The organism is Algoriphagus sp. A40 (assembly GCF_002002735.1).
Classification (GTDB): Bacteria; Bacteroidota; Bacteroidia; order Cytophagales; family Cyclobacteriaceae; genus Algoriphagus.
Map to the genome: position 1 here is coordinate 68,442 of NZ_MUNY01000048.1, position 21,364 is coordinate 89,805.

The following is a 21,364-nucleotide window of genomic DNA, read 5'->3' on the forward strand; positions in this document are numbered from 1 at the left end:
ATGAAGTAGATTTTACAGCTATTCTGTACTTCTTACCATCTTCAGAAATTCCACCAACCCTATCACCTCAACTTCCCCTTTCATGGGAAAGCGATCCTTTCCCGAGTAAACGACAATTTTTTTCGTTGCTCCAATGTCTTCACAAGCGCTGTGAAATCCAGCTGAGAGCGAAGGGGCAATTGATCTTTTAACCTCCACAGCCCAGACTTCCTGATTGCTTTTTTCCAGCACCAAATCAATTTCGGCCTGATTGCTGGATCGATAATAGCTCGCTGTCCATGAAGAAGGAAGACTGTTTAGGATATTTTCAACCAAAAAACCTTCCCAACTTGCTCCCACCACTGGGTGTCCGAGCAAATGGTCAAACGTGTGGATATTCATCAGATTATGAAGCAATCCTGAATCTCTCAAGTAGATTTTCGGGGTTTTTACTAGTCGCTTTTTTGTGTTTCCTGACCAAGGTTGAACCTGCCTCACCATAAAGAAATCCTGGAGAATATCCAGATACGTTTTGATCGTGGTGTGACTTACATCCAGGCTTTTGGCAATGTTGCTCAAGTTGGCCTGCTGTCCGTGGAAATGTGCTAGCATTGTCCAAAACCGCTTCATGCGGGTAGCAGGGACTTGGGGGCCAAATAAAGGAATGTCCTTTTCCACATAAGTAGAAATAAAATCATGCCTCCAATTCCAACTTTCTTCTTCCGAATCAGCCAAATAACTGTCCGGAAATCCCCCTCTAAACCAGAGTTTTTCGACACTGAATCCGAGTGGATCATTTTGATGCAGTTCTGTGACTGAAAAGGGTGGCAATTCCAGATAGCGTATTCTTCCCGCCAAAGTTTCGGAAGACTGTTGAAGCAGTTCTTTGGAAGCAGAGCCCAAAAGCAAGAAATGACCTACCCTTTCTCCGGCTCTTTTTCGGATATCCACCAATCCCCTAATGATCGGAAACAAATCAGGCTTTCGCTGCACTTCATCAATCACCAAGAGCTGATTTTCAAATCTTCGGAGGTAGCTTTCTGCATCATCCAACTTGGCCAAATCGGAATCCAGCTCCAAATCCAGGTAGTGGACAGGCTTATCCAAAAGGGGCTTGGCAATCTCCAATGCCAAGGTCGTCTTTCCTACTTGGCGTGGACCTAAAATAACCACCACTGGCATGGACTTCAGACCTTGGATTAGCTTGTCTTCAAGTGCTCGGTGAATCATAACAGTCTAAATTAACTTTCAATTTGCATGAAAATTAATTAAAAACCATGTAATTTGAAAGTTTAACTTTCAAATTACATGGTTTTATGGGTATATATCATGTAATCTGAAAGTAGAAGGGTGAACATTTCTAAAGTTTCAAACTTTGGAAAAGTCAAAATCTGAATTCCTCGAAACAAAAAAAGCCCGCATTGCTGCGAGCTTTTAAGCGTACCCAGAGCCGGAGTCGAACCGGCACGAGTGTAACCTCATTGGTGTTTGAGACCAACGCGTCTACCAATTCCGCCATCTGGGCATGGTACGCACCTGCCTACCGCAGGCAGGTCTGATCAAATCAGACTTGTGTTTTCCCGTTCCTTGCTGAACGGGCTGCAAATATGAAAACAAAAAAGATTTCCTACAAACTCATTTCCCGACTTCCTGCAATTTTTTTGAACTGAATGCTATCGGTTTTTCCGAAAAAAGGGCCTTGGTAAAGCTCCAGACAGATTTAAACAGCTCAGAATCACGGTACTGATTTAGCGCCTCTTCGTTTTCCCAATGGCTGTAGGTTGTGAAAATATTTTTCTCAGAATGATCCTGCCAGAGTTCCAAATGGCTGCATCCCGGAAAATTTCGGATCAAATTCTTGTTGGCTTCGAAGTTTTCCAGAAAAGCTTCCACTTCATCCGGCCTAAAAGTCATGCGTACGATCCGGACCAACATCAGCCTCCAAAGTGAATATAGACCACACTATCCTGCTTCAGACCTAGGAGTTTTCCCGCATCCCCGTGGTTAATCCCGATCTCCAGGATGTCGAGACTGTTGAAGAATGCAAATGGGTCACCTGCCTCTACCTGGTCATAACCCATCTGAATCTTGTTAACCGATTCCCTTCCAAACTGAATGGTGAATTTCCCGGGATTCAATTTTTCAAAAACATCTCTCCTAATATTAGTCAGCATATTGCCATACCGGTCGATTCGGATCACATGGCCAATGATATGTTCCCGAGTCGCTTTTGCCTGTCGGGACATCAACTTGCGGAAATTGGTCAATGGTCCGCCAAAATCATGGATTGCCGCTCCGCTTGCAACCTTTGCGGCTATGGGAGCCAAAATATCTCGGGTCGGAAAAGTGGAGTCCTTCAAGTGAATATCCGCAAACTGAACCAAAATTCCGGGGTCGCTATCAGCCAAAAGGCTCAAAATTCCGTTGTTTGGTCCGACAAAAATATGCTCCTCCAATTTCACTCCGATGTAGCCTTGGGTCATTGGGCCGGTGGTGTTGATTCCGACCAGATGTACGGTGCCTTTGGGAAATTCCCTAAAAGTGGATCGAAGCACAAAAGCCGCATGCTCAATATCATAAGGCTCAATGCTGTGAGTAATATCGATGATATTCAGCTGTGGATTGATCGAAAGTATTTTGGCCTTTACGGCCGGAACGTAGTAGTCTTTATCCCCAAAATCTGAGAGGAATGTCACCAATGCCATACAAGCAAGTCTATTAAAATTGTGTAATTTTGTTTGAGGGGGAGTGAACAAAAATAGAAATTTTATTCTTTAGCCTTCAAGGTAAACCTAAATCAAAAAACAAGTTTGGTCGAAAAAGTAATCACCTTAGAAAACGTACCCTTGGCTGAGTTTTTGGGCACAGCCAATGAAAATATACGGCAAATTGCCCAGGCTTTCCCACAGAGCAAAATCGTTTCCCGAGGCAACGAAATCCGGATCCAGGGTGGCGCTCCCGAGATTTTGCGTATCAATGACCTGATCAATCTCCTGCTGGAGCACTTCGATCGCTTTGGTCACCTTACTCCCGAAAACGTCAAAGATTACCTCGATATCGAAGGGATTCCTTTTGAGGAAGCCAACAGAGATCAGGTGATTGTCTTTGGTAACAAAGGTTTGGTCATCAAACCCAAATCTGCAAACCAACGCAAACTGGTCGAGGCAGCCATGAGCAATGACCTGGTTTTTGCTCTTGGTCCCGCCGGCACAGGGAAAACCTACATTGCAGTCGCTTTGGCAGTCCGAGCTTTGAAAAACCGGGAGGTTAAGCGGATTATCATTACCCGACCGGCGGTAGAAGCCGGAGAAAATCTGGGCTTTCTTCCAGGAGATCTTCAGGAAAAGCTGGATCCTTATTTGAGGCCGATCTACGATGCACTTCAGGATATGGTGCCACCGGAAAAGCTGAAATACTATCAGGAAACGCGAGTAATCGAAATCGCACCTTTAGCTTACATGAGAGGTCGAACGCTTCATGATGCTTTTGTGCTTTTGGATGAAGCTCAAAATACCACTAGTGAGCAGATTAAGATGTTTTTGACCCGAATGGGGCCCAACTCCAAAGTCATTATCACCGGTGACCAAACCCAGGTCGACTTACCCGTAAGGCAAAAATCAGGATTGGCAGAGGCACTCAGAATTCTAAAGGATGTCAAAGGAATTGGGGTGGTGAGTCTAAGCGGAAAAGATGTCATCCGTCACAAACTCGTAAAGGCAATCATTGAAGCCTACGAGATCAATCAGGAGAATGAAGAACAAAGACGCCATGATGCCAACAGTCGAAAAAATAACTGATAAAAAATCTCTGGACGAAGCATTCAAAATCCGTGAACTCGTCTTTGTCATCGAGCAGGAGGTAGATCCGGCAGAGGAATACGATGAGTTTGAGGATTCTTCCACCCATTTTTTGGCAAAATTGGAAGGGAAACCTGTAGGTACGGCACGTTGGAGATTTACCAAAAACGGTGTGAAAATGGAGCGGTTTGCTGTCTTGGAGGTAGCCAGGGGAAAAGGAGTGGGACAAGCACTGGTTGCAGCTGTTTTGGCCGACGTGGATTCCACTTCGGAAGCCACAGGAAAAACCAAATATCTTCATGCGCAGCTCACCGCAGTCCCGCTTTACGCCAAATTCGGCTTTGAAAAGGTCGGAGATATGTTTGAAGAATGTAATATCCAACACTTCAAAATGGAGTTGGCCTAATCCTTGTCCTCAATCCGAAAACCAACTAATAAAGTCAATGAGAAAGCTCATCTTCCTTTCCCTATTTGCAATAGGAATCTCAGTTTCTGCTTTTTCCCAGCAAGTCATTTCCTCCTCGGGGACTTCCAATCCAAACGTGGGAACCTTTGATAATGAGATCAAGCTCAACTTTCTTAATCTAATCCTTCTGGGATCTTTTGAAGTAGGATACGAGCGATTCCTGAGTGAAAGCCATTCTTTGGATTTGCAGCTTCACATCAATGACCGCTTTGGCTACAATTCCCAAAACGACGGAAAAACTTACAAAACCAATTCCATTCAGTCCGGAATGAATTTCTATTTCGGCAACAAACCGAACGGAAGATTTCATGTCTATCCTTTTCTGAAGTTTAGATTTGGTGATTATGAAGAACCCGGCGATGGGGGAGTGACCACCACTGACATGACTGCTTTCATCATCGGCGCAGGATTCGGCTACAAATGGGAGGTTTCCGAGCATTTTGCTTTCGGACCTTATGCCAGCATTGCCCGAAACTTTAGCGAAGCAGTTTCGGATAAATTCGCCTCGGTAGAACCCAATGCAGGTTTTAGCCTGGGCTACCGATTTTAAATTGTATTCTCAAAAAAAGGGCCTTTCGGGGCTCTTTTTTTTGCCCTGTTTTTTTTAACTTAAGTCTTTAATTTTTTCATCAATGAGATTTGCCGACTTCCCATTTTTGAGGTATTTGCCTATTTTAATTTCCGGAGTCCTGCTTTCGCAAAAAGGATGGGAGATTCACTTTTTAATTCCAGTTGTTTTGATTATTGTTTTCTGGACATTGTATGGATATTTCATTTTTCAGCGAAAGAGTTTCACCAAGTTGATTCCAGCCTTTTTTGCTTTTGGGATTCTCCTTTGCCTTGGTTTTTTGCTTTCTGAATTCCAAAAAAAGAGAGCTCTGGAATTGGTGGATGAAAACCTTGGAAGTGCCGATTTTTACTTGGCTAGGGTGGAAAAACACGATGTCGGAAAACCAAATTCCTCCGAGAATCTCCTCAATGTCATCGCAATTCGGGACAGTGTGGACTGGAAAGCTTCACAGGGAAAAATCTTGATTTATCATAAGAAAAGAGAACCTCTCATTCCTGGTCAGTTGATTTTGGTAAACGGCTCACCTGAGAAAATACCTCCTCCGATTTTTCCCGATGAGTTTGATTACCGCGGTTATTTAGCAAGAAAAGACATCCATTTTCGTCAGTTTATCGGAGAGAAATTCAGGATTATCGATTCCTCGGCTGTGGAATCTTCCAAGTATTGGCTGGAGAATTTCCGGAGAAAATTGGTGTCAATTATTGAGGAGAAAGTTCCCAATTATGAATCCCAGCAAATTGCAGCAGCTTTGCTTTTGGGTGAAAAGGGAAACCTGGATAAAGAAATTCAAAACGCTTACGCGGAAACGGGGACTATGCATATTCTGGCTGTCTCAGGACTTCATGTCGGGATCATCTACGCCATTTTGGTTTTTCCGCTCAAGGGAATTCGACTTCGGTCGAGTCAAAGGAAAATTTACCTGCTCATAGTGATTTTTTTGATCTGGATTTATGCTGTTCTGACAGGTTTTTCACCGTCGGTGATTAGAGCGGCAACGATGTTTTCACTTTTCACATTGGGCCAATTGAGAGAAAGGAAACCATCTTCCTTTAATATTTTGGCCTTTTCGGCAATGCTCATGATTGTATTGGATCCCGGTGTCATCTTCGAAGTTGGGTTTCAGCTTTCTTATTTGGCAGTCGCAGGAATCCTACTTTTACAACCCTTGATACTTCGATGGTGGTTGCCACCAAATCAGCTTTTTGAGTACTTCTGGCAAATGACAGCGGTAAGCTTGGCCGCTCAATTGGCCACATTTCCACTGTCGATTCTCTATTTTCATATTTTTCCGACTTACTTCCTGATAGCCAACCTGATCATTATTCCGCTTTCTTTTTTGGTCATGCAAGTGGGGATTCCGCTTTTAGCCTTGAGCTGGGTTCCGATTTTGGGAGACGGACTTGGGTGGCTGGTGAGCGGGTTGATTTGGCTTCAAAACTGGATCACACTTGCTATACAGCTTTTTCCGGGAGGAAATCTGGAACGACTTACGATCAGCTTTTCGGGGATGCTGTTGATTTGGGGCCTGTTGATTATCTGGGCAAATTGGGAATGGGGTGACAGGAGGAAGCTAACTTACTTTTCCCTATGCCTTTTATTGATCTGGTCAGCTGATCATTTGATTAGAGAGATCCGACGTCCAGCTGCGGGGCTAATGATTTATTCTGGGGAGAAAGGAATTTTGATGGACTTTCAGGTTGGGGGAAAGTCCTTTTCCTGGAATGAAAATTTCCCATCAGAGCAGATCAGCTTTTCCATAGATCCAAATCGGATTGCTCAAAATCGTCCTCAGCTTCCTATTTCTGCCAAAGCCAAGGAAAATGGCTCAATGCTTTGGTTTCCAGCTTGGGACTTTAAGTTTGATCCCAGCACAAAATTGTTTCTTTGGGGAGCGGGAAAGCCAGTCCGAATTGACCAACTTTCCAGATATGATTCAAAGGAATTGCCGGTTTCCGATTCCCTTTTTGCAAATAATGGTGCATTTCGGGTAGTTTTCTGAGCTCCCGCTTGGCAGTCGGATTTGCAGCCTGTAATTTATCCTTTCAAAGCCCAAATGAATTCCATGAATCCAGTACTGACCCATATTGAAAATCGGATTGGTTTTATCACCCTCAATCGTCCGGAGAAAAGAAATGCGCTCAGTGCTGAATTGATCGGTGATTTGGATGCTGCATTTTCGGAAATGGAGCAAAATCCAGAAGTGAAAACCGTAATACTAAGAGCCGAAGGAAAGAGTTTTTGTGCAGGTGCTGACCTGGATTTCATCCAGCAGATGCAACATTTTTCTTTTGAAGAAAACCTGGCCGATAGTCACCGACTCAAATCGATTTTTTCAAAAATCTATGAATTTCCAAAGGTGGTCATTGCACAAGTGCAAGGTCATGCTCTTGCCGGAGGCTGTGGACTGGTAACGGTTTGTGACTTTGCTTTTGCTGCGTCAAATGCACTTTTCGGCTATACCGAAGTGAAGATTGGATTTGTTCCGGCCTTGGTTTCGGTCTTTCTTTCAGAGAAGTTAGGACAGGCATTGACGACTGAACTTCTCCTTTCGGCCGAATTGATTTCTTCTTCCAAAGCCGCAAAATTGAGTCTGATCACAGAGGTAGTGGAGCTTGAGTTTTTGGAAAGAAGGACAATCGAATTTGCCAAAATGCTTGTTTCAGAGAACTCAGCTTTTTCGATGTCAGAAACTAAGCGTTTGCTCAGAAGTCTTGGAGCAAAAGCCCGTCATGAAGCCTTGGATTTGGCGGCAGAAGCCAATGCCAAGGCACGGGGTCACCAGGATTGCGTGAAAGGGATTTCTGCTTTTTTGAGCAAAACCAAACCCAGCTGGTAATTGGAAAATACCTTACATCAGATTCTCAGGCAGGTATTTGGGCTGGAAGATTTTCGTCCTGTCCAAAAGCAAGTCATCGATTCGGTGATGGAGGGAATGGACACGCTTGCGCTTTTGCCGACAGGCGGTGGGAAAAGTCTCTGCTATCAGATTCCAGGATTGGCCAAAGAGGGCATTTGTTTGGTCATTTCACCTTTGATTGCGCTGATGAAAGATCAGGTTGATAACCTGAAGGCAAAAGGAATCAAAGCTGCTGCGATTTATTCCGGAATGAGTTATCGGGAAATCGACACCACGCTGGACAATTGCATTTACGGGGATTTTAAGTTCCTTTATGTCTCTCCGGAACGACTCAAGCAGGAATTGTTCATCGAACGCTTTCGGCAGATGAATGTGAATCTGATCGCTGTGGATGAGGCGCACTCCATTTCCCAATGGGGCTATGATTTCCGGCCTCCCTACCTTGAAATCGCAGCAATTCGGGCATTCCATCCCAAAATCAATGTACTGGCATTGACAGCTTCGGCTACTCCGCAGGTCTGTGCGGACATAATCGAAAAACTGGAAATGAAATCCCACTGGGAATTTCACCAGAGTTTTTCCCGTGAAAATCTCAGCTACAGCGTCCGGTTGGTAGAAAATAAGTTGGAAAAAGGTACCGAAATCCTGAACAGGATACCGGGGACAGCCATTTGGTACGTCAGAAACCGACAGGCTACCCAACAAATAGCCAAAGCACTCAAGCAGCTTGGGATTTCCGCCTCAGCATACCATGCCGGACTTTCCAATTCCGACCGGTCAGACAGGCAAGAAGCCTGGAAAGCTGATAAAATCAGAGTCATGGTCAGTACCAATGCCTTTGGGATGGGGATCGACAAACCGGATGTGCGTGTGGTGATTCACAGCGATCTTCCCGAAAACCTGGAAAATTATTATCAGGAAGCAGGGCGTGCAGGGCGAGATGGGAAGAAAGCTTTTGCGGTTCTTTTGGCAAATGAACAGGATTTTGAGCAGGTATTAACCCGGTCAGCCTTGGTGTATCCTCCCATAGATTTTTTGAAGCGGGTCTACCAGTGTCTCGCCAATTATTTCCAACTGGCTGTGGGAAGCAATATGCTCAGCAGCTTTGATTTTGATCTGTCAGATTTTTGTCACACGTATGAGTTGCCGGTTTTGGAGACCTTTTATGCCCTCAAAGTTTTGGCGGAAGAAGGATTTGTGGAGGTAAACGAGAGTTTTTTCGCGCCATCCAGAGTTCATTTCCGGGTAGATCCTAGTCGTCTTTATGAAGTGCAGATTGCGTATGCAAAGCTTGATCCGATCGTCAAAATGCTGTTGCGGACCTATGGGGGCAATCTTTTTTCAGAATACATCAAAATCCAGGAAAGCAAACTTGCCAAATCGCTTGAGATCAAAGAGTCAGATCTCGTGAAGTTTCTTTTGGATTTGGAAAAACTGGAAGTGATGGATTACGACCAGCGCAAGGACAAACCTCAACTGACTTTTCTTACCCATCGATATGATGCTGGCAAACTTCCTTTTAACCATTCCAGGATTGCAGCCAGAAAGGAACTGACTCTAGACAAAGCCAAAAGTATGGTGGAGTACGCTCGACAGAAGCGGATTTGCCGGACACAGTTTATCCAAGAATATTTTGGGGAAAAGACCGATTCAGAATGTGGGGTTTGTGATGTTTGTATTGAGAATAGAAAAAGCAAAAGTCCCGATGCCCGGGATGAACGACTCAAGCTGAAAATACTTGAAACTTTGGAAGAATGCGGAGGGTTATCAGAGCAGGATTTGTTTGCCAAGCTCCGAAAGCCCAGTTCAAACATGAACCTCCGTTTGCTCCGAGAGTTGATTGACCAAGGGCAGGTGAATAAATCCTCAGATGACAGCCTTTCCCTAAAATCTCATGGGTAGTTTCTTTGATGAGCTTTTCAATAAAGTCTTTAAACCTTCGGAAAAGTCTCCGATGAAGGTAAAGGAGAATTTTGTAATCAGTGAAATCGACCAGTCTGATCTTGATTTATGGGTTGTATCCGAGGAAGCTGAACGATTTTTTGCTTTGGTTTACAAAAACTACCACTTCAAACGGACCGGAATAAATGATCATCCGCAAGTTCATATATTGGATTCACCCTATGCCAATGGGTTTGCGGTGACCTTTGAAGATCCTTTTGATCTGAAATCATTTTCCCGGCTTTTCTTGGCTTTTGGCCAAAGGATTTTAGCTTTGGGTTATGAGCAAGTCAGCCTTGATCGGAAGTTTGAAGAAATCCACGATCAGGTGAAGGTGACCGAGAAATTTTACTTCAAACCTCCTCTTCAAGTTCCAACTGAGGGAGAGTTGATTTCTCAGCTGTATGGAAATGTGGCGTTGGAGAAAGTGAGTATTGACAATAAGCCCAGTTTTATCAAATTACTGGCGACGGTATATTCCGATCGTCTTTATCAAGATGCCAAACCATTCGATCAATTGATGGATCGGATATTCGAAAAACGTTCAGATGGATAGAATTACGCTTAGAAACCAACTCGAAATTTACCGCACTCCTTACGAGGAAGAGTCAGAATTTATTGCAGATTTTGCAGAACTGACCCATGATCCGCTAGCCTACAAACGGGAGCGTTTGGAGGGGCACTTCACCGCTTCGGCCTGGATAGTCAACCAACGACGCACCCATACGCTACTCACGCTGCACCGCAAGTTGGGCCGCTGGCTGCAGCTGGGTGGTCATGCTGATGGCAATGAAGACTTGTTAGAAGTAGCTTTGAACGAAGCCTCCGAAGAAAGCGGACTTACCTCCCTGAAACTAGTGGACCTCACGATTTTTGACCTGGACAAGCATATCATCCCACAACGTCCACACGTGCAGGAGCATTTTCATTACGACGTCCGGTACCTCTTCGAGGCGGACATCAATGAGCCTTTGGTAATGAGCGACGAAAGCATTTCTTTGGCCTGGATTACTTTTGATTCGGTCGTGGATATGATTGGATACAATCCTTCCATCCTGCGAATGCTTGAAAAAACCAGCAAATCAGAAATCGTGCTTTGATGGAAGTGCTAGACGCTGCCGAATTAAAATCCCAAATCTCTTTTTCCACCCCGGTTCAGATCCGTTTTTCGGATATTGATGGCTACCTGCATGTCAACAACGGCGTTTATTTCAGCTATTTTGAGCATGCCAGGGCAGTTTTTTTGTATGAAGTCTGTGGTTGGAATGTGATGACTATCGGAACCGTCGTCGGCAGAATTGAGATAGATTACCTTCGCCCGATTCATTTGGAAGACAAAGTAGAAGCTTTGGTAAAATGTACCCGAATCGGCAACTCCTCCTTTGACTTGGAGCAATATCTCATCGGAACCGACAGCAAGGGTGAATCCCATGTTTTTGCCAAATGCAAATGCATCATGGTCTCCGTCGATATGAAAACGATGCGGCCGGTTTCGGTCCCGGAAGAATACAGATTGAAGTTAGCAAGTTCCTAGTATTGCCACTGTGAGTGCCTGCCTGATGGCAGTCAGGTCCCACTCACAAGAAAGCAAGTTTGGACAATTGAAGGTTTTACCATTCCGGGAAATCACTTTTGAAATTTATATCACCCCTTGCGGGGTTTAAATGAATGCTTAGCCAATCGATCCTATAATAATTCCAGCCATACTGGCTTTTAAATCCCGAAGGGATAACAGGATTATAGCTTTAAATGTGTTTCTTATGTAGGATAACCCCAAAGGGGTGACATCATTTTTATCAAAAATGGTAAAAGCGATTTCCCTGTTTTGCCAATGAACTTGGCAGCCTCCTCAAGTCATTTTCCCTATCTTTGCCGAAAAATTACCCTGTGATGAAACTTTGGATTTTGGGTTTACTCTGCGTAAGCCTTTTCGCCTGCAGCCCAAGTGAGGAAGAATTGCTCAAAGCTGGAATGGAAAAAATGGATGCCCAGTCCTGGCCTGAAGCCGTGGAGGCATTTGATCTGCTTTTGGAAAAAAATCCTACCAACGCCCAGGCTTTGAATGCCAAAGGTGTCGCTCTTTTTCAACAGGGGAAAATTGAAGAAGCAATTCCGGTATTCAATTCTGCCATCCAGGCGGATTCGACCAGTTACAAGGCTTGGTTTAACCGTGGAAATGCCAAAATGGAACTCGAAAATTATAAGGAAGCACTCGCAGATTTTAACATTGCAAGTGCTTTGGACGCATCCCAAACAGACATTTACTTCAATCGGGGAACGGCACTTCTAAATATGGAAGAGTATGAAGACGCCCTTTTGGATTTTCAAACTGTCCTGCAGTCTAACCCGAATCAGGCAGAAGCTCAATTCCGAAAAGCGAAAGCTGAATTGGGTATGAACGATCCCATTCACGGCATGGAATCCCTGACCAATGCAGTGAACCTTGATCCGAAAAATGCCGAAGCCTATTATCTTCTTGGAGTGACGCGAATGAGTGCTTTAGGGCAAAAAAATGAAGGTTGCGCTGATCTGAAAATGGCACTTTCTCTGGGTTATGCAGAAGCAGAAACCTGGATTAAAGATTTTTGCGAGTAATGGCTCAGATCGGCAAAGACATAGCCTTGGCCAAAGCCTTTTTGGAAAAAGGTGAGCTCGTGGGAATTCCCACTGAGACCGTCTATGGATTGGCCGGAAATGCGTTGGATCCGGAGTCTGTTGCCTTGATTTTTGAAACCAAAAATCGGCCGGGATTTGATCCATTGATTTTGCATACTTCCTCTATGGAGCGTGTTGGAGATTTTGTGACGACTTTTCCCGAAAAACTCAAAGTGCTTGCTGAAGCCTTTTGGCCGGGACCATTGACTTTGCTATTGCCGAGAAAGCAGATTGTGCCCGATTTGGTGACTTCAGGTTTGAATCGGGTAGCGGTTAGGGTGCCTAAGCATCCATTGACTTTGGCTTTGTTGGATATTCTGGATTTTCCTTTGGCAGCTCCAAGCGCCAATCCGTTCGGATACATCAGTCCGACTACTCCATCCCATGTGGAGGCTCAGTTGGGACAAAAAATCCCATACATCCTCGATGGCGGATCCTGTGATGTCGGACTGGAGAGTACAATCGTAGGAATGGAAGAGAAGGAAATCGTGGTTTATCGCCTTGGAGGATTGGAGATTTCTGAAATCGAAAAACTCGTTGGTCCGATAAAAATAAAAGACCACAGCAGCAGTAATCCTCAGGCACCGGGACTTTTGGAAAGTCACTATGCACCGAGAAAGCCTTTTATTCTCGGGAATTTGAAGGAGTTAATTGTAAAAAATCGAGAAGAAAAGGTCGATTTCGCCGTGTTGAGTTTTTCGGATTTTTTCCCAGAGATCCAACCTGAAAGCCAAATAGCATTAAGCGCAGACAAAAATCTGCACGAAGCAGCCAAGAACCTTTTTGCTGCCATGCGAACGCTGGATGAAGGAAATGCAGCCGTGATTTTGGCGGAATTAATGCCAGAAACCGGACTGGGAAGAGCGATCAACGACCGATTGAAGCGGGCTGCTGTCAAATAGTTTGCAGTGATCAGTTTGCAGAAAACAGGCGCAGAAGTCTTAAAGGCTAAGATTTTGGTTTTCCAATATTTTTTCAATTTTTCAATCTTGAAATTTTCCAATCCAAACAATCGATTACGGGCCACTGATTTTAGGAATTCACAAATTGATCATGGGATTTGGTCAACAATTGCAGGAATCTTTGATAAATTCAGGCTCTTTTTAAGAAAACCAATCAAAATCTATTAAACCAATCCTATGAGTTCAACTGTAAAAAATGTCGATAGCCTGAATTTTGCAGGCAAAAAGGCCCTAATCCGGGTAGATTTCAACGTGCCTTTGAATGAAGATTTTTCCGTTTCAGACGATACCCGCATCCAAGCTGCAGTCCCAACAATCAAGAAAATCCTGAAAGACGGAGGTTCCGCCATTTTGATGTCGCACTTGGGCCGTCCAAAAGGTGGGCCTGAGGATAAATATTCCTTGAAACATATCCTGACTGCAGTTGAAGCTGCTTTGGGGACTTCGGTTCAGTTTGCTTCGGATTGCATTGGAGCTGAAGCAGAGAGCAAAGCTGCTGCTTTGAAGGCAGGAGAGGTGCTTTTGCTGGAAAATCTCCGTTTTTACAAAGAAGAAGAAAAAGGTGACAAGGACTTCGCCGGCAAACTTGCTAAATTGGGTGATGTCTATGTCAACGATGCCTTTGGTACTGCTCACAGAGCGCATGCTTCTACGGCTGTAATCGCTGAATTTTTCAAGGATAAAGTGGCTGGCTACCTGATGGAATCTGAATTGGTCAATGCGGATAAAGTTTTGGGAAACCCTGAGCGACCTTACACAGCCATCATGGGGGGAGCCAAAATCGCCGATAAAATTCTGATTATCGAGCGTTTGCTGGATGTAGTAGACAACCTCATTATCGGTGGCGGTATGTCTTACACTTTTGCAAAAGCCCAAGGCGGAACAATCGGCACCTCTTTGCTGGAAGCAGATAAACTTGATTTCGTATTGGAATTGATGGAAAAGGCCAAGGCAAAAGGTGTCAACCTAATCCTTCCGGTGGATACCGTCATTGCGGATGCATTTTCCAATACCGCCAACCAAGGAGTAGCCACCAGCGGTGAAATTCCAGACAACTGGATGGGACTTGACATCGGACCAAAAACCCGTGAGCTTTTCGGAAAAACAATTTTGGAATCAAAAACTGTCCTTTGGAATGGCCCAATGGGTGTTTTCGAAATGGAATCATTTGACAAAGGAACCAAAGCAATCGCTGAATATGTAGCTGAAGCAACCCGAAATGGAGCCTTCTCGCTGATCGGTGGAGGGGACTCTGCTGCTGCAGTAAACAAGTTTGGATACACGGATCAGGTATCCTATGTGTCCACTGGTGGAGGAGCCTTGCTGGAGCACATGGAAGGTAAAGTACTTCCAGGAGTTGCTGCTTTGGCGGAATAATTTTAATAAAAAGACCTGCCAGGTTTTCAATACATGGCAGGTCTTTGAAAACTGGCCACCTGAAAAGCTGGCCAGTTTTTTTATGCTCCCCTTGAAAGGGTCAACGCAATTTGTCCTGCATGGTGAGCATTGTGAAAGAGAATATGGGAAAACAGTCGGATTTCTGGGACAGTCCCAAAAAATGGTGTGTCCACCTGTCGATGCCAATCCGATTCGGTTTTTGTCTTTACGAGGTTTTCGAGCATTTCAAATCCTTGAGATACGTATCGCTTGCTTTCCGACAGATCAAAGTTTTGTCCTTGATCTTCCTGACCCATCGTCGTGTTTGGAACTGTCGGCATGACGCCAAAGAAGTACCCAAACAAATTCATAGTTTCTCCGATATGCTGGTAAATAAAACCTATGCTCGCGGTTTTAGAATTCAGCCTCCAGGTTGAATTATCCTGAGAGATACGGTCGAGCGCAAAGGAGCATGTGAGCTTGTTTTGCTCAATCATGTTCAGCAGTAAATCCTGGAATGTACCCATGGCGATTTGAAGAATAAGTTAGAACTCAATTTCTGCCAACACAGGAAAGTGATCCGAAGGATATTTTTTCCCATAGTTGTCAGTCAAAATTCCATGCCGGATTACATTGATTTTACCCTGAACAAAGATGTGATCGATGATTCCGTCAGGCATTCGGTCCCAGTCAAATGCTGAGAAAGTTCCTTTCGGCCCATAAGCAGGGATTTTTGAGATCAGCCGGGAATCCTTCCACCTAGGATCGGCAATGATTGTGGAATAAGCGGCATTGTCCGGTTTGACATTGAAGTCGCCCATCAGGATCGCAGGAAGATTTTGGGTGTTGATTTCTTTCACTTTTGCCATGACCAGTTTGCTGCTCTCTTCTCTAGCTTGCTGCCCAATGTGGTCGTAATGGACATTGAAAACATAGAATTTCTTTCCTTTTTGATCTTTGAATCTTCCCCAAGAGCAAATCCGGTTTAAGGATGCGTCCCAACCTTTGCTTGGTTTTTCGGGAGTTGGAGAAAGCCAGAAGGTTCCTGAAGCTTCCAATTTGTACAGTTTTGGGTCAAAAAGAATGGCAGTATATTCGCCTTTTTCTGCACCGTCATCTCTGCCGACTCCCAGATATTCATAGCCCAATCCTTCGCTCATTTGTTTGACCTGATGGGAAAGCCCTTCCTGAGTTCCAAAAAGGCCGATTTTGTGAAATTGGATCAAACTGACAACATGAGGCAAACGGTCCTTCCAGAGATTGCCTTCATCTCCGGGATTGTCCCAGCGGACATTGAATGTGGCCAGGTTGTGACTTTGTGCCTTCAGATTTTGTGAAAAACAAAAAATAAAGGCAATGGCTAAAAACAGGGTGGAAATTGTTTTTTGGAACATAAATCGTGAACTATTTCGTGGGAAAACGCTTGAGTCACTAAAATTGCATGCTATTTTGATCAGATGAAATGCCCTTAAGAAAAACTTCTCACACAGGGGAATGATTATTTTGGGCATTCCATGTGGTTTTGAAAAAGAAATGAAACATATGAAAACCTTTTATCCCAAAGACTTGAGTACTGTTGAAGTTCAGAATCTGCTCCAGGGTGCTGTGACACCTCGGCCCATTGCCTTTGCAAGTACAGTGGACAAAGCAGGAAATGTGAACCTGAGCCCATTTAGTTTTTTCAACATGTTCAGCGCCAATCCTCCGATCCTGATTTTTTCCCCTTCCCGCAGGGTGAGGGATAAGACGGTCAAACATACTTTGGAAAATGTGCTGGAAGTACCCGAAGTGGTGATTCATATTGTGGGTTACGACCGTGTGGAACAGATGTCTTTGGCCAGCACAGAATATCCCAAAGGCGTCAATGAGTTTGTAAAAGCGGGCCTGACACCTGTCAAGTCGGATTTAATCTCACCTCCCCGGGTGAAAGAAGCTGCTGTGGCCTTGGAGTGCAAGGTCAATGAAGTAAAGGCCTTAGGCACTGAAGGAGGAGCTGGCAATCTGGTCATCTGCGAAGTGGTTGCCATGCATATCAGCGAATCAATTCTCGATGAAAAAGGGGCAATCGATCCTCACAAACTCAGTCCTGTCGCCAGATTGGGAGGAAGTTGGTATTCCAAAATCACCCCGGATTCTCTATTCCAGATTCCAAAGCCGCTCACCAATCTTGGAATCGGTGTGGATCAGATTCCGGATGAAATCAAAAACAGTCCGATTTTATCTGGAAATAATCTGGGAAGACTTGGAAATGTAATGGTATTGCCAACAGTTGAAGAAATATCTGAATTTTCGAATTCTGAAGAAATCCGGGAAATGCGGGTTCGGTTTAAAAACGATCCAGACTCTTGGGTTGACCACCTTCATCTCCGCGCAAAAGAGGAATTGGAGAAAGGAAATGTGGAAACTGCTTGGAAGTTTTTGCTCCAAAAACAATAAAAGCAAAACTCTCCAAGATTTTGAAATCTCTTGGAGAGTTGGAGCTAATTTTAATCAGCTAGTGGGGAGTTTTTAAGTTTACTTAATCACAATATCCTGAGGCATTCTTACCTGGATTCCGTGGTAGTATTGAAGGCTTTTGATTTTCTCGATCAGGAAATAATTTTCACCCAATTGAGCCTGAAGGATTTTGAGCTGAACTTTGTCTCCAAAGGTGCTGAAGATATCCTCAAACCAGGTTTTCTGCTCAGGGTAGTAAACAACGCGGTAATCGTCCCCAGCATCGATTTTGCCAGCGGCGATTTCTATCGCAGTATTCAAGCCTCCAAGAACATCCACCAAACCTCTTTCTTTGGCCTGAGTTCCAGTCCAAACCCTGCCGGAAGCCACTTTTTTCACAGAATCAGGATGCATTCCGCGTCCTTCCGCCACTCTTGAAATAAAGGTTTCATAACCTTCTTCAATGTTTGATTGGATGATGGTTCTTTCTACCTCAGTCAGTTCTCGGGTAGGATTCATAAAGTCAGACAACTGTCCTGTGGAAACGACGTCTGTGGTCACTCCCAGCTTGTCATTCAATAATTCCTGGACATTAAACCACAAACCGAAAATCCCGATGGAACCTGTAATCGTGTTTGGCTGGGCGACAATGGTATCGGCAGGAGCAGAGATGTAATAACCTCCGGAAGCAGCCACTCCACCCATGGACACAATCAGTGGCTTAGCTTTTTTGGCCTCGGTCATTTCTCTCCAAATTACTTCGGATGCGACAATAGAGCCTCCCGGAGAATTCACTCTCAGGACAATGGCTTTGATATTTTCGTCTTTTCTTGCTTTGCGGATTTCTCTGGCAAATTTGTCAGAACTCAACGCCCCATCTACATCACCTCCCACAATATCCCCCTCAGCCACAATGACTGCAATGCGGTTTTTGGAGGTGATATTTTTCGATTTTGCCAAAGAACCTAGATCAGTTGCATTGATAGTAGGGATCTCATCGTCCTCAGTCAGGCCAAGTTTTTCCCGAAGTTTGGAATGAACCTCATCCTCGTAGGCCAAAGCCGTGGCGAGCTTGTAGGTAACCGCGTCTTTTGCCTTCCGAACAAGCATTTCGGAATTGACTTTTTTCAGGCTATCCAATGGAATGCCACGAGATTCGGCAATTTTAGCGACTGCCAGATTGTTGATGTCATCCAGGAAATACTGAGTTTGAAGTCTGTTTTCATCACTCATTTTGTCGAGAATGAACGGCTCTACTGCACTTTTGAATTCACCTACACGGAAAACTTCCGGCTTGATGCCTACTTTTTCGAAAAGTCCCTTGAAGAAAATACCTTCTGAGGAAAATCCGTTGAAATCAATTGCTCCCAATGGATTAAGGTAAATTTCATCGGCAACAGATGCCAGAAAATACCCGCCTTCACTGTACGCTTCGTCATAGGTGATGAGGAATTTTCCCGATTCTTTGAAGTCGATCAGAGCTTCTCTCAGTTCCAATAGATTGGCCTGTCCGGCCATGATCAGTCCGGTATTGAGGTAGATTCCTTTGATGTTTTCGTTGGTTTTCGCTTCCTGGATGGCTTTTTTCAAATTGACCAAGCCGGCGTTCATGTCACCTCCAAAAGGATTTCCGAATGCGCCCAAATCAAGTTCATCTTCCGCGGTTCTTTCCACCAGCATCCTTCCGTTGAGATTCAGATGGAGAATGGAGTTTTCTTTGACCGACACTTCTTTTTCTGAGGAAGCAGCTATCATACCGATGATGCCAAAAAAGATAAGTGTGCTGAGAATCGTAAAAATGAACAAGCCAACAATCACGGCCAGTACATTGCCTAGAAATTTCATCTGTTTATGATTTGATTTTTAATGGTCAGATGGAATCTCGCCTGGTTGATAATCACCCAAATCAGTGATGCTTATCCTCATGCTCGATTTCATAAGATTAGATTTTGAACTCGAAATTACCCTTTTTTGGATGACCTTTACAATCGAAAAGTGACAAGCGATGCAAACTGAGGTTGTATTAAGTTTAGGCGGAAATAAGGGCAATCGGGAAAAATTGCTTTTTCATGCCGTTGAGGCACTGAATGATCAATTTCAATTGCTTAAAGTTTCGAAGATCTACGAAACGGCAGCCTGGGGAGGTGTGGCCAAAGGAGATTTCCTGAATCAAATTGCCGTGATTTCCACGGAAAAGGAGCCGGAGGAAGTGCTGGAAATCATACATGAAATCGAGTCTGATTTGGGGCGAACCCGTGAAGAACCTTGGGGCGACCGGACCATGGATATCGATATCCTTTATTTTGGGGAAAAAGTGATCGACTCAGATCTTTTGAAAATTCCCCATCGTTTTATTCCGGAGCGAAAATTTGTACTTGTTCCATTGAATGAACTTTTTCCTGAAAGGAAACACCCGGTATTAAAAAAGACTTCGACTCAGTTGCTTGAAGAATGTCAGGATCCAAGTGAGGTGAAGGCTTGGATGAAATAATTTTTGGGTTTATTTATAGGTCTAAGCCAATTCGTTTCAGAAGAGTTTGAATCATTTCCATGCTCAAATTTTCTAGTTCACTTTTGTCGTAGATAGATATCAAATAAACTTTTTCATTGACGACTTTCACAAAAGTTATTATTCTTGCTCCACCTGATTTCCCTTTTCCTTTTGAGGAAATCCTGAGGCGGACTTTAAAAATTTGATTCCCAAGCGAAGTTCCTAATTTTGGGTTTTGTGACAATTCTTCCTCTAATAGAAGAAGGTCACTCTTGATAGAGGGGTATTTTTTAAGAAGTTTTTTGGCCTCTTTTTCAAAATTTGGAGTTGCAATTACATCAAAGTTCATTCAAAAAATCATGAAGTGCTCGTCCTTTTATTTTGCCTTCTTCAATATCTTTTACCTCTTTAAGTCCAGCTTCAATTCCTGCTAAAACATCTACTTCTGAGCCTTCAGATACTTCTTTCACTTTTTCCAAACCAAGTTTCTGGATGAGTTCATTGAAAAATGAATACATATTTTCCGGGATATTGAGTGTGATCTGTTTCATGGTTACTTTTTCTTTTTCCAAATACACGGGAAATCAAGATTGTCAGATAAATATAAGGTGGAATTGTTTTGGATGCCAATGATGTTTTTTGAAAATCAATATATCAGAAAAGCATAAATCCCGCCTTATGAGCGGGATTTGAACTTTACAATCCGGAAACCTCGGCTTCTGAATGGATCTTTTTCACCAAGCCCTGAAGGACTTTTCCCGGGCCGCATTCCACAAATTGGATGGCTCCGTCCTTGACCATGTTTTGAACTGATTGCGTCCATTTGACCGGAGCGGTCAGTTGGGCAATCAGATTTTTCTTTATCTCTGCCACATCACTTACCGCTGTGGTGCTTACGTTTTGATAGACAGGGCAAATTGGATTGGAGAAATGTGTGGCTTCGATGGCTTTTTGAAGCTTTTCACGGGCAGGCTCCATCAATGGAGAGTGGAATGCCCCACCCACAGGCAAAGGCAACGCACGTTTCGCACCGGCAGCTTTCATTTTTTCACAGGCAATTTCAATTCCCTTGTTTGAGCCTGAAATCACCAGTTGACCAGGACAGTTGTAATTGGCCGGCACGACGATTTCATCGGTGAATTCGGCGCAGATTTCCTCTACTTTTTCATCGGCCAATCCAAGGATGGCGGCCATTGTGGAGGGATTGATTTCGCAGGCTTCCTGCATGGCCAAGGCGCGTTGGTAGACGAGTTTGAGTCCGTCTTCAAAGGCAAGCGTTCCATTTGCCACCAAAGCCGAAAATTCTCCCAAAGAATGACCTGCCACCATATCTGGGGCAAAATCAGGAGTTGTTTTTGCCAAGACTACTGAGTGAAGAAAAATGGCTGGCTGGGTGACTTTGGTTTGCTTCAACTCCTCTTCTGTTCCATCGAACATGATGTCGGTGATGCGGAATCCAAGGATCTCGTTGGCTTTTTCGAAAAGGGCTTTAGCTTCAGGATTTGACTCATAAAGTGACTTTCCCATTCCGGGGAATTGGGCTCCCTGGCCCGGAAAAACAAATGCTTTCATTCGTTAATTTTTGGTTTGTGTGCAAATATAAGGCTTTTCTAATTGCTCACTTTTAGCAGCGGATGACCTGCAGGGAAATCGCTTTTTTCATTTTCGATAAAAATGATGTCACCCCTTTGGGGTTACCCTACATAAGAAACACATTTAAAGCTATAATCCTGTTATCCCCTCGGGATTTAAAAGCCAGTATGGCTGGAATTATTATAGGAACGATTGGCTAAGCATTCATTTAAACCCCGCAAGGGGTGATATAAATTTCA

23 protein-coding genes and 1 tRNA gene are annotated in these 21,364 nt (G+C 44.0%); 14 read left to right on the top strand and 10 right to left on the bottom strand.

Translation table 11 applies throughout. The features are described 5' to 3' along the window. Positions 1-18: 18 nt before the first annotated feature. From B0E43_RS29450 to B0E43_RS29465, 4 genes are all read right to left on the bottom strand, one after another. Positions 19-1,209 carry an ATP-binding protein gene (locus B0E43_RS29450; protein WP_077349050.1) on the bottom strand — a complete coding sequence of 397 codons (1,191 nt, stop codon included), beginning with the start codon at positions 1,207-1,209 and terminating at the stop codon, positions 19-21. 211 nt (positions 1,210-1,420) lie between these two features. Beyond that, positions 1,421-1,504: transfer RNA gene (locus B0E43_RS29455), tRNA-Leu, on the bottom strand. A 110-nt stretch (positions 1,505-1,614) separates the two neighbouring features. Further along, positions 1,615-1,914 carry a putative quinol monooxygenase gene (locus B0E43_RS29460; RefSeq protein WP_077349052.1) on the bottom strand — a complete coding sequence of 100 codons (300 nt, stop codon included), beginning with the start codon at positions 1,912-1,914 and terminating at the stop codon, positions 1,615-1,617. Then, positions 1,914-2,684: an S-adenosyl-l-methionine hydroxide adenosyltransferase family protein gene (locus tag B0E43_RS29465; protein WP_077349054.1), complete on the bottom strand. Its 771-nt coding sequence runs from the start codon at positions 2,682-2,684 to the stop codon at positions 1,914-1,916. The genes B0E43_RS29460 and B0E43_RS29465 overlap by 1 nt, the downstream gene beginning before the upstream one ends. A gap of 105 nt (positions 2,685-2,789) precedes the next feature. Between B0E43_RS29465 and B0E43_RS29470 the strand changes: the two genes are divergently transcribed. The 12 genes from B0E43_RS29470 (at position 2,790) to pgk (ending at position 14,605) form a co-directional block, all read left to right on the top strand. Then, positions 2,790-3,776: a PhoH family protein gene (locus B0E43_RS29470; RefSeq protein ID WP_077349056.1), complete on the top strand. Its 987-nt coding sequence runs from the start codon at positions 2,790-2,792 to the stop codon at positions 3,774-3,776. Continuing rightward, positions 3,748-4,182: a GNAT family N-acetyltransferase gene (locus B0E43_RS29475; RefSeq protein WP_077349368.1), complete on the top strand. Its 435-nt coding sequence runs from the start codon at positions 3,748-3,750 to the stop codon at positions 4,180-4,182. The genes B0E43_RS29470 and B0E43_RS29475 overlap by 29 nt, the downstream gene beginning before the upstream one ends. A 37-nt stretch (positions 4,183-4,219) precedes the next feature. Continuing rightward, positions 4,220-4,792 carry a DUF3575 domain-containing protein gene (locus B0E43_RS29480; RefSeq protein WP_077349058.1) on the top strand — a complete coding sequence of 191 codons (573 nt, stop codon included), beginning with the start codon at positions 4,220-4,222 and terminating at the stop codon, positions 4,790-4,792. Positions 4,793-4,874: 82 nt separating this feature from the next. Next, positions 4,875-6,812, top strand: coding sequence for a ComEC/Rec2 family competence protein (locus B0E43_RS29485; protein ID WP_077349060.1), 1,938 nt, complete (start codon positions 4,875-4,877; stop codon positions 6,810-6,812). A 63-nt stretch (positions 6,813-6,875) separates the two neighbouring features. Further along, positions 6,876-7,649: an enoyl-CoA hydratase/isomerase family protein gene (locus B0E43_RS29490; RefSeq protein ID WP_371454681.1), complete on the top strand. Its 774-nt coding sequence runs from the start codon at positions 6,876-6,878 to the stop codon at positions 7,647-7,649. Next, positions 7,650-9,572, top strand: a complete 1,923-nt coding sequence (locus B0E43_RS29495; RefSeq protein WP_077349062.1) for an ATP-dependent DNA helicase RecQ — start codon at positions 7,650-7,652, stop codon at positions 9,570-9,572. Then, the gene (locus B0E43_RS29500) at positions 9,565-10,167 is read left to right on the top strand and encodes a hypothetical protein (RefSeq protein ID WP_077349064.1); all 603 of its coding nucleotides are present in this window, start codon (positions 9,565-9,567) and stop codon (positions 10,165-10,167) included. The genes B0E43_RS29495 and B0E43_RS29500 overlap by 8 nt, the downstream gene beginning before the upstream one ends. Continuing rightward, positions 10,160-10,711, top strand: a complete 552-nt coding sequence (locus tag B0E43_RS29505) for an NUDIX hydrolase (protein WP_077349066.1) — start codon at positions 10,160-10,162, stop codon at positions 10,709-10,711. The genes B0E43_RS29500 and B0E43_RS29505 overlap by 8 nt, the downstream gene beginning before the upstream one ends. Further along, positions 10,711-11,145 carry a thioesterase family protein gene (locus B0E43_RS29510; protein WP_077349069.1) on the top strand — a complete coding sequence of 145 codons (435 nt, stop codon included), beginning with the start codon at positions 10,711-10,713 and terminating at the stop codon, positions 11,143-11,145. The genes B0E43_RS29505 and B0E43_RS29510 overlap by 1 nt, the downstream gene beginning before the upstream one ends. Before the next feature lie 356 nt (positions 11,146-11,501). Next, positions 11,502-12,206 (top strand): tetratricopeptide repeat protein, encoded by a 705-nt coding sequence (locus B0E43_RS29515; protein ID WP_077349071.1) that lies wholly within the window; start codon positions 11,502-11,504, stop codon positions 12,204-12,206. Continuing rightward, positions 12,206-13,168 (top strand): L-threonylcarbamoyladenylate synthase, encoded by a 963-nt coding sequence (locus B0E43_RS29520; RefSeq protein ID WP_077349073.1) that lies wholly within the window; start codon positions 12,206-12,208, stop codon positions 13,166-13,168. The genes B0E43_RS29515 and B0E43_RS29520 overlap by 1 nt, the downstream gene beginning before the upstream one ends. Positions 13,169-13,405: 237 nt before the next feature. Continuing rightward, complete coding sequence (gene pgk, locus B0E43_RS29525) at positions 13,406-14,605, top strand: phosphoglycerate kinase (RefSeq protein ID WP_077349077.1); 1,200 nt, start codon at positions 13,406-13,408, stop codon at positions 14,603-14,605. Between the two features lie 80 nt (positions 14,606-14,685). Here the strand turns inward: pgk and B0E43_RS29530 are convergent, their stop codons facing one another. Beyond that, the gene (locus B0E43_RS29530) at positions 14,686-15,132 is read right to left on the bottom strand and encodes a DinB family protein (protein WP_077349080.1); all 447 of its coding nucleotides are present in this window, start codon (positions 15,130-15,132) and stop codon (positions 14,686-14,688) included. Positions 15,133-15,150: 18 nt separating this feature from the next. Beyond that, on the bottom strand, positions 15,151-15,999 hold the full coding sequence (locus B0E43_RS29535; protein ID WP_077349082.1) for an endonuclease/exonuclease/phosphatase family protein: 849 nt from the start codon (positions 15,997-15,999) through the stop codon (positions 15,151-15,153). A 148-nt stretch (positions 16,000-16,147) separates the two neighbouring features. Between B0E43_RS29535 and B0E43_RS29540 the strand changes: the two genes are divergently transcribed. Next, entirely contained in the window at positions 16,148-17,041 is an 894-nt protein-coding gene (locus B0E43_RS29540) for a flavin reductase family protein (RefSeq protein WP_077349372.1), read from the top strand. Between the two features lie 78 nt (positions 17,042-17,119). Here B0E43_RS29540 and sppA read toward each other — a convergent pair whose 3' ends face one another. Next, the gene (gene sppA, locus B0E43_RS29545) at positions 17,120-18,886 is read right to left on the bottom strand and encodes a signal peptide peptidase SppA (RefSeq protein ID WP_077349084.1); all 1,767 of its coding nucleotides are present in this window, start codon (positions 18,884-18,886) and stop codon (positions 17,120-17,122) included. 160 nt (positions 18,887-19,046) lie between these two features. On the opposite strand from sppA, the gene folK reads away from it, so the two are divergent. Continuing rightward, positions 19,047-19,532, top strand: coding sequence for a 2-amino-4-hydroxy-6-hydroxymethyldihydropteridine diphosphokinase (gene folK, locus B0E43_RS29550; RefSeq protein WP_077349086.1), 486 nt, complete (start codon positions 19,047-19,049; stop codon positions 19,530-19,532). Between the two features lie 13 nt (positions 19,533-19,545). On the opposite strand, the gene B0E43_RS29555 is transcribed toward folK, so the two are convergent. The 3 genes from B0E43_RS29555 to fabD form a co-directional block, all read right to left on the bottom strand. Continuing rightward, entirely contained in the window at positions 19,546-19,881 is a 336-nt protein-coding gene (locus B0E43_RS29555) for a type II toxin-antitoxin system RelE/ParE family toxin (RefSeq protein WP_077349088.1), read from the bottom strand. After that, the gene (locus tag B0E43_RS29560) at positions 19,871-20,110 is read right to left on the bottom strand and encodes a hypothetical protein (RefSeq protein WP_077349090.1); all 240 of its coding nucleotides are present in this window, start codon (positions 20,108-20,110) and stop codon (positions 19,871-19,873) included. The genes B0E43_RS29555 and B0E43_RS29560 overlap by 11 nt, the downstream gene beginning before the upstream one ends. 118 nt (positions 20,111-20,228) lie before the next feature. Beyond that, the gene (fabD, locus tag B0E43_RS29565) at positions 20,229-21,104 is read right to left on the bottom strand and encodes an ACP S-malonyltransferase (RefSeq protein WP_077349092.1); all 876 of its coding nucleotides are present in this window, start codon (positions 21,102-21,104) and stop codon (positions 20,229-20,231) included. Between the last annotated feature and the right edge of the window lie 260 nt (positions 21,105-21,364).

Coding starts and splice junctions, on each gene's coding strand:
- B0E43_RS29500 (WP_077349064.1), top strand. CDS start 9,565: ATGGGTAGTTTCTTTGATGAGCTTTTCAATAAAGTCTTTAAACCTTCG.
- B0E43_RS29465 (WP_077349054.1), bottom strand. CDS start 2,684: ATGGCATTGGTGACATTCCTCTCAGATTTTGGGGATAAAGACTACTAC.
- B0E43_RS29485 (WP_077349060.1), top strand. CDS start 4,875: ATGAGATTTGCCGACTTCCCATTTTTGAGGTATTTGCCTATTTTAATT.
- B0E43_RS29490 (WP_371454681.1), top strand. CDS start 6,876: ATGAATCCAGTACTGACCCATATTGAAAATCGGATTGGTTTTATCACC.
- B0E43_RS29450 (WP_077349050.1), bottom strand. CDS start 1,209: ATGATTCACCGAGCACTTGAAGACAAGCTAATCCAAGGTCTGAAGTCC.
- B0E43_RS29540 (WP_077349372.1), top strand. CDS start 16,148: ATGAAAACCTTTTATCCCAAAGACTTGAGTACTGTTGAAGTTCAGAAT.
- B0E43_RS29475 (WP_077349368.1), top strand. CDS start 3,748: ATGATGCCAACAGTCGAAAAAATAACTGATAAAAAATCTCTGGACGAA.
- B0E43_RS29480 (WP_077349058.1), top strand. CDS start 4,220: ATGAGAAAGCTCATCTTCCTTTCCCTATTTGCAATAGGAATCTCAGTT.
- B0E43_RS29555 (WP_077349088.1), bottom strand. CDS start 19,881: ATGAACTTTGATGTAATTGCAACTCCAAATTTTGAAAAAGAGGCCAAA.
- sppA (WP_077349084.1), bottom strand. CDS start 18,886: ATGAAATTTCTAGGCAATGTACTGGCCGTGATTGTTGGCTTGTTCATT.
- fabD (WP_077349092.1), bottom strand. CDS start 21,104: ATGAAAGCATTTGTTTTTCCGGGCCAGGGAGCCCAATTCCCCGGAATG.
- pgk (WP_077349077.1), top strand. CDS start 13,406: ATGAGTTCAACTGTAAAAAATGTCGATAGCCTGAATTTTGCAGGCAAA.
- B0E43_RS29535 (WP_077349082.1), bottom strand. CDS start 15,999: ATGTTCCAAAAAACAATTTCCACCCTGTTTTTAGCCATTGCCTTTATT.
- B0E43_RS29510 (WP_077349069.1), top strand. CDS start 10,711: ATGGAAGTGCTAGACGCTGCCGAATTAAAATCCCAAATCTCTTTTTCC.
- B0E43_RS29505 (WP_077349066.1), top strand. CDS start 10,160: ATGGATAGAATTACGCTTAGAAACCAACTCGAAATTTACCGCACTCCT.
- B0E43_RS29515 (WP_077349071.1), top strand. CDS start 11,502: ATGAAACTTTGGATTTTGGGTTTACTCTGCGTAAGCCTTTTCGCCTGC.
- B0E43_RS29520 (WP_077349073.1), top strand. CDS start 12,206: ATGGCTCAGATCGGCAAAGACATAGCCTTGGCCAAAGCCTTTTTGGAA.
- folK (WP_077349086.1), top strand. CDS start 19,047: ATGCAAACTGAGGTTGTATTAAGTTTAGGCGGAAATAAGGGCAATCGG.
- B0E43_RS29530 (WP_077349080.1), bottom strand. CDS start 15,132: ATGGGTACATTCCAGGATTTACTGCTGAACATGATTGAGCAAAACAAG.
- B0E43_RS29460 (WP_077349052.1), bottom strand. CDS start 1,914: ATGTTGGTCCGGATCGTACGCATGACTTTTAGGCCGGATGAAGTGGAA.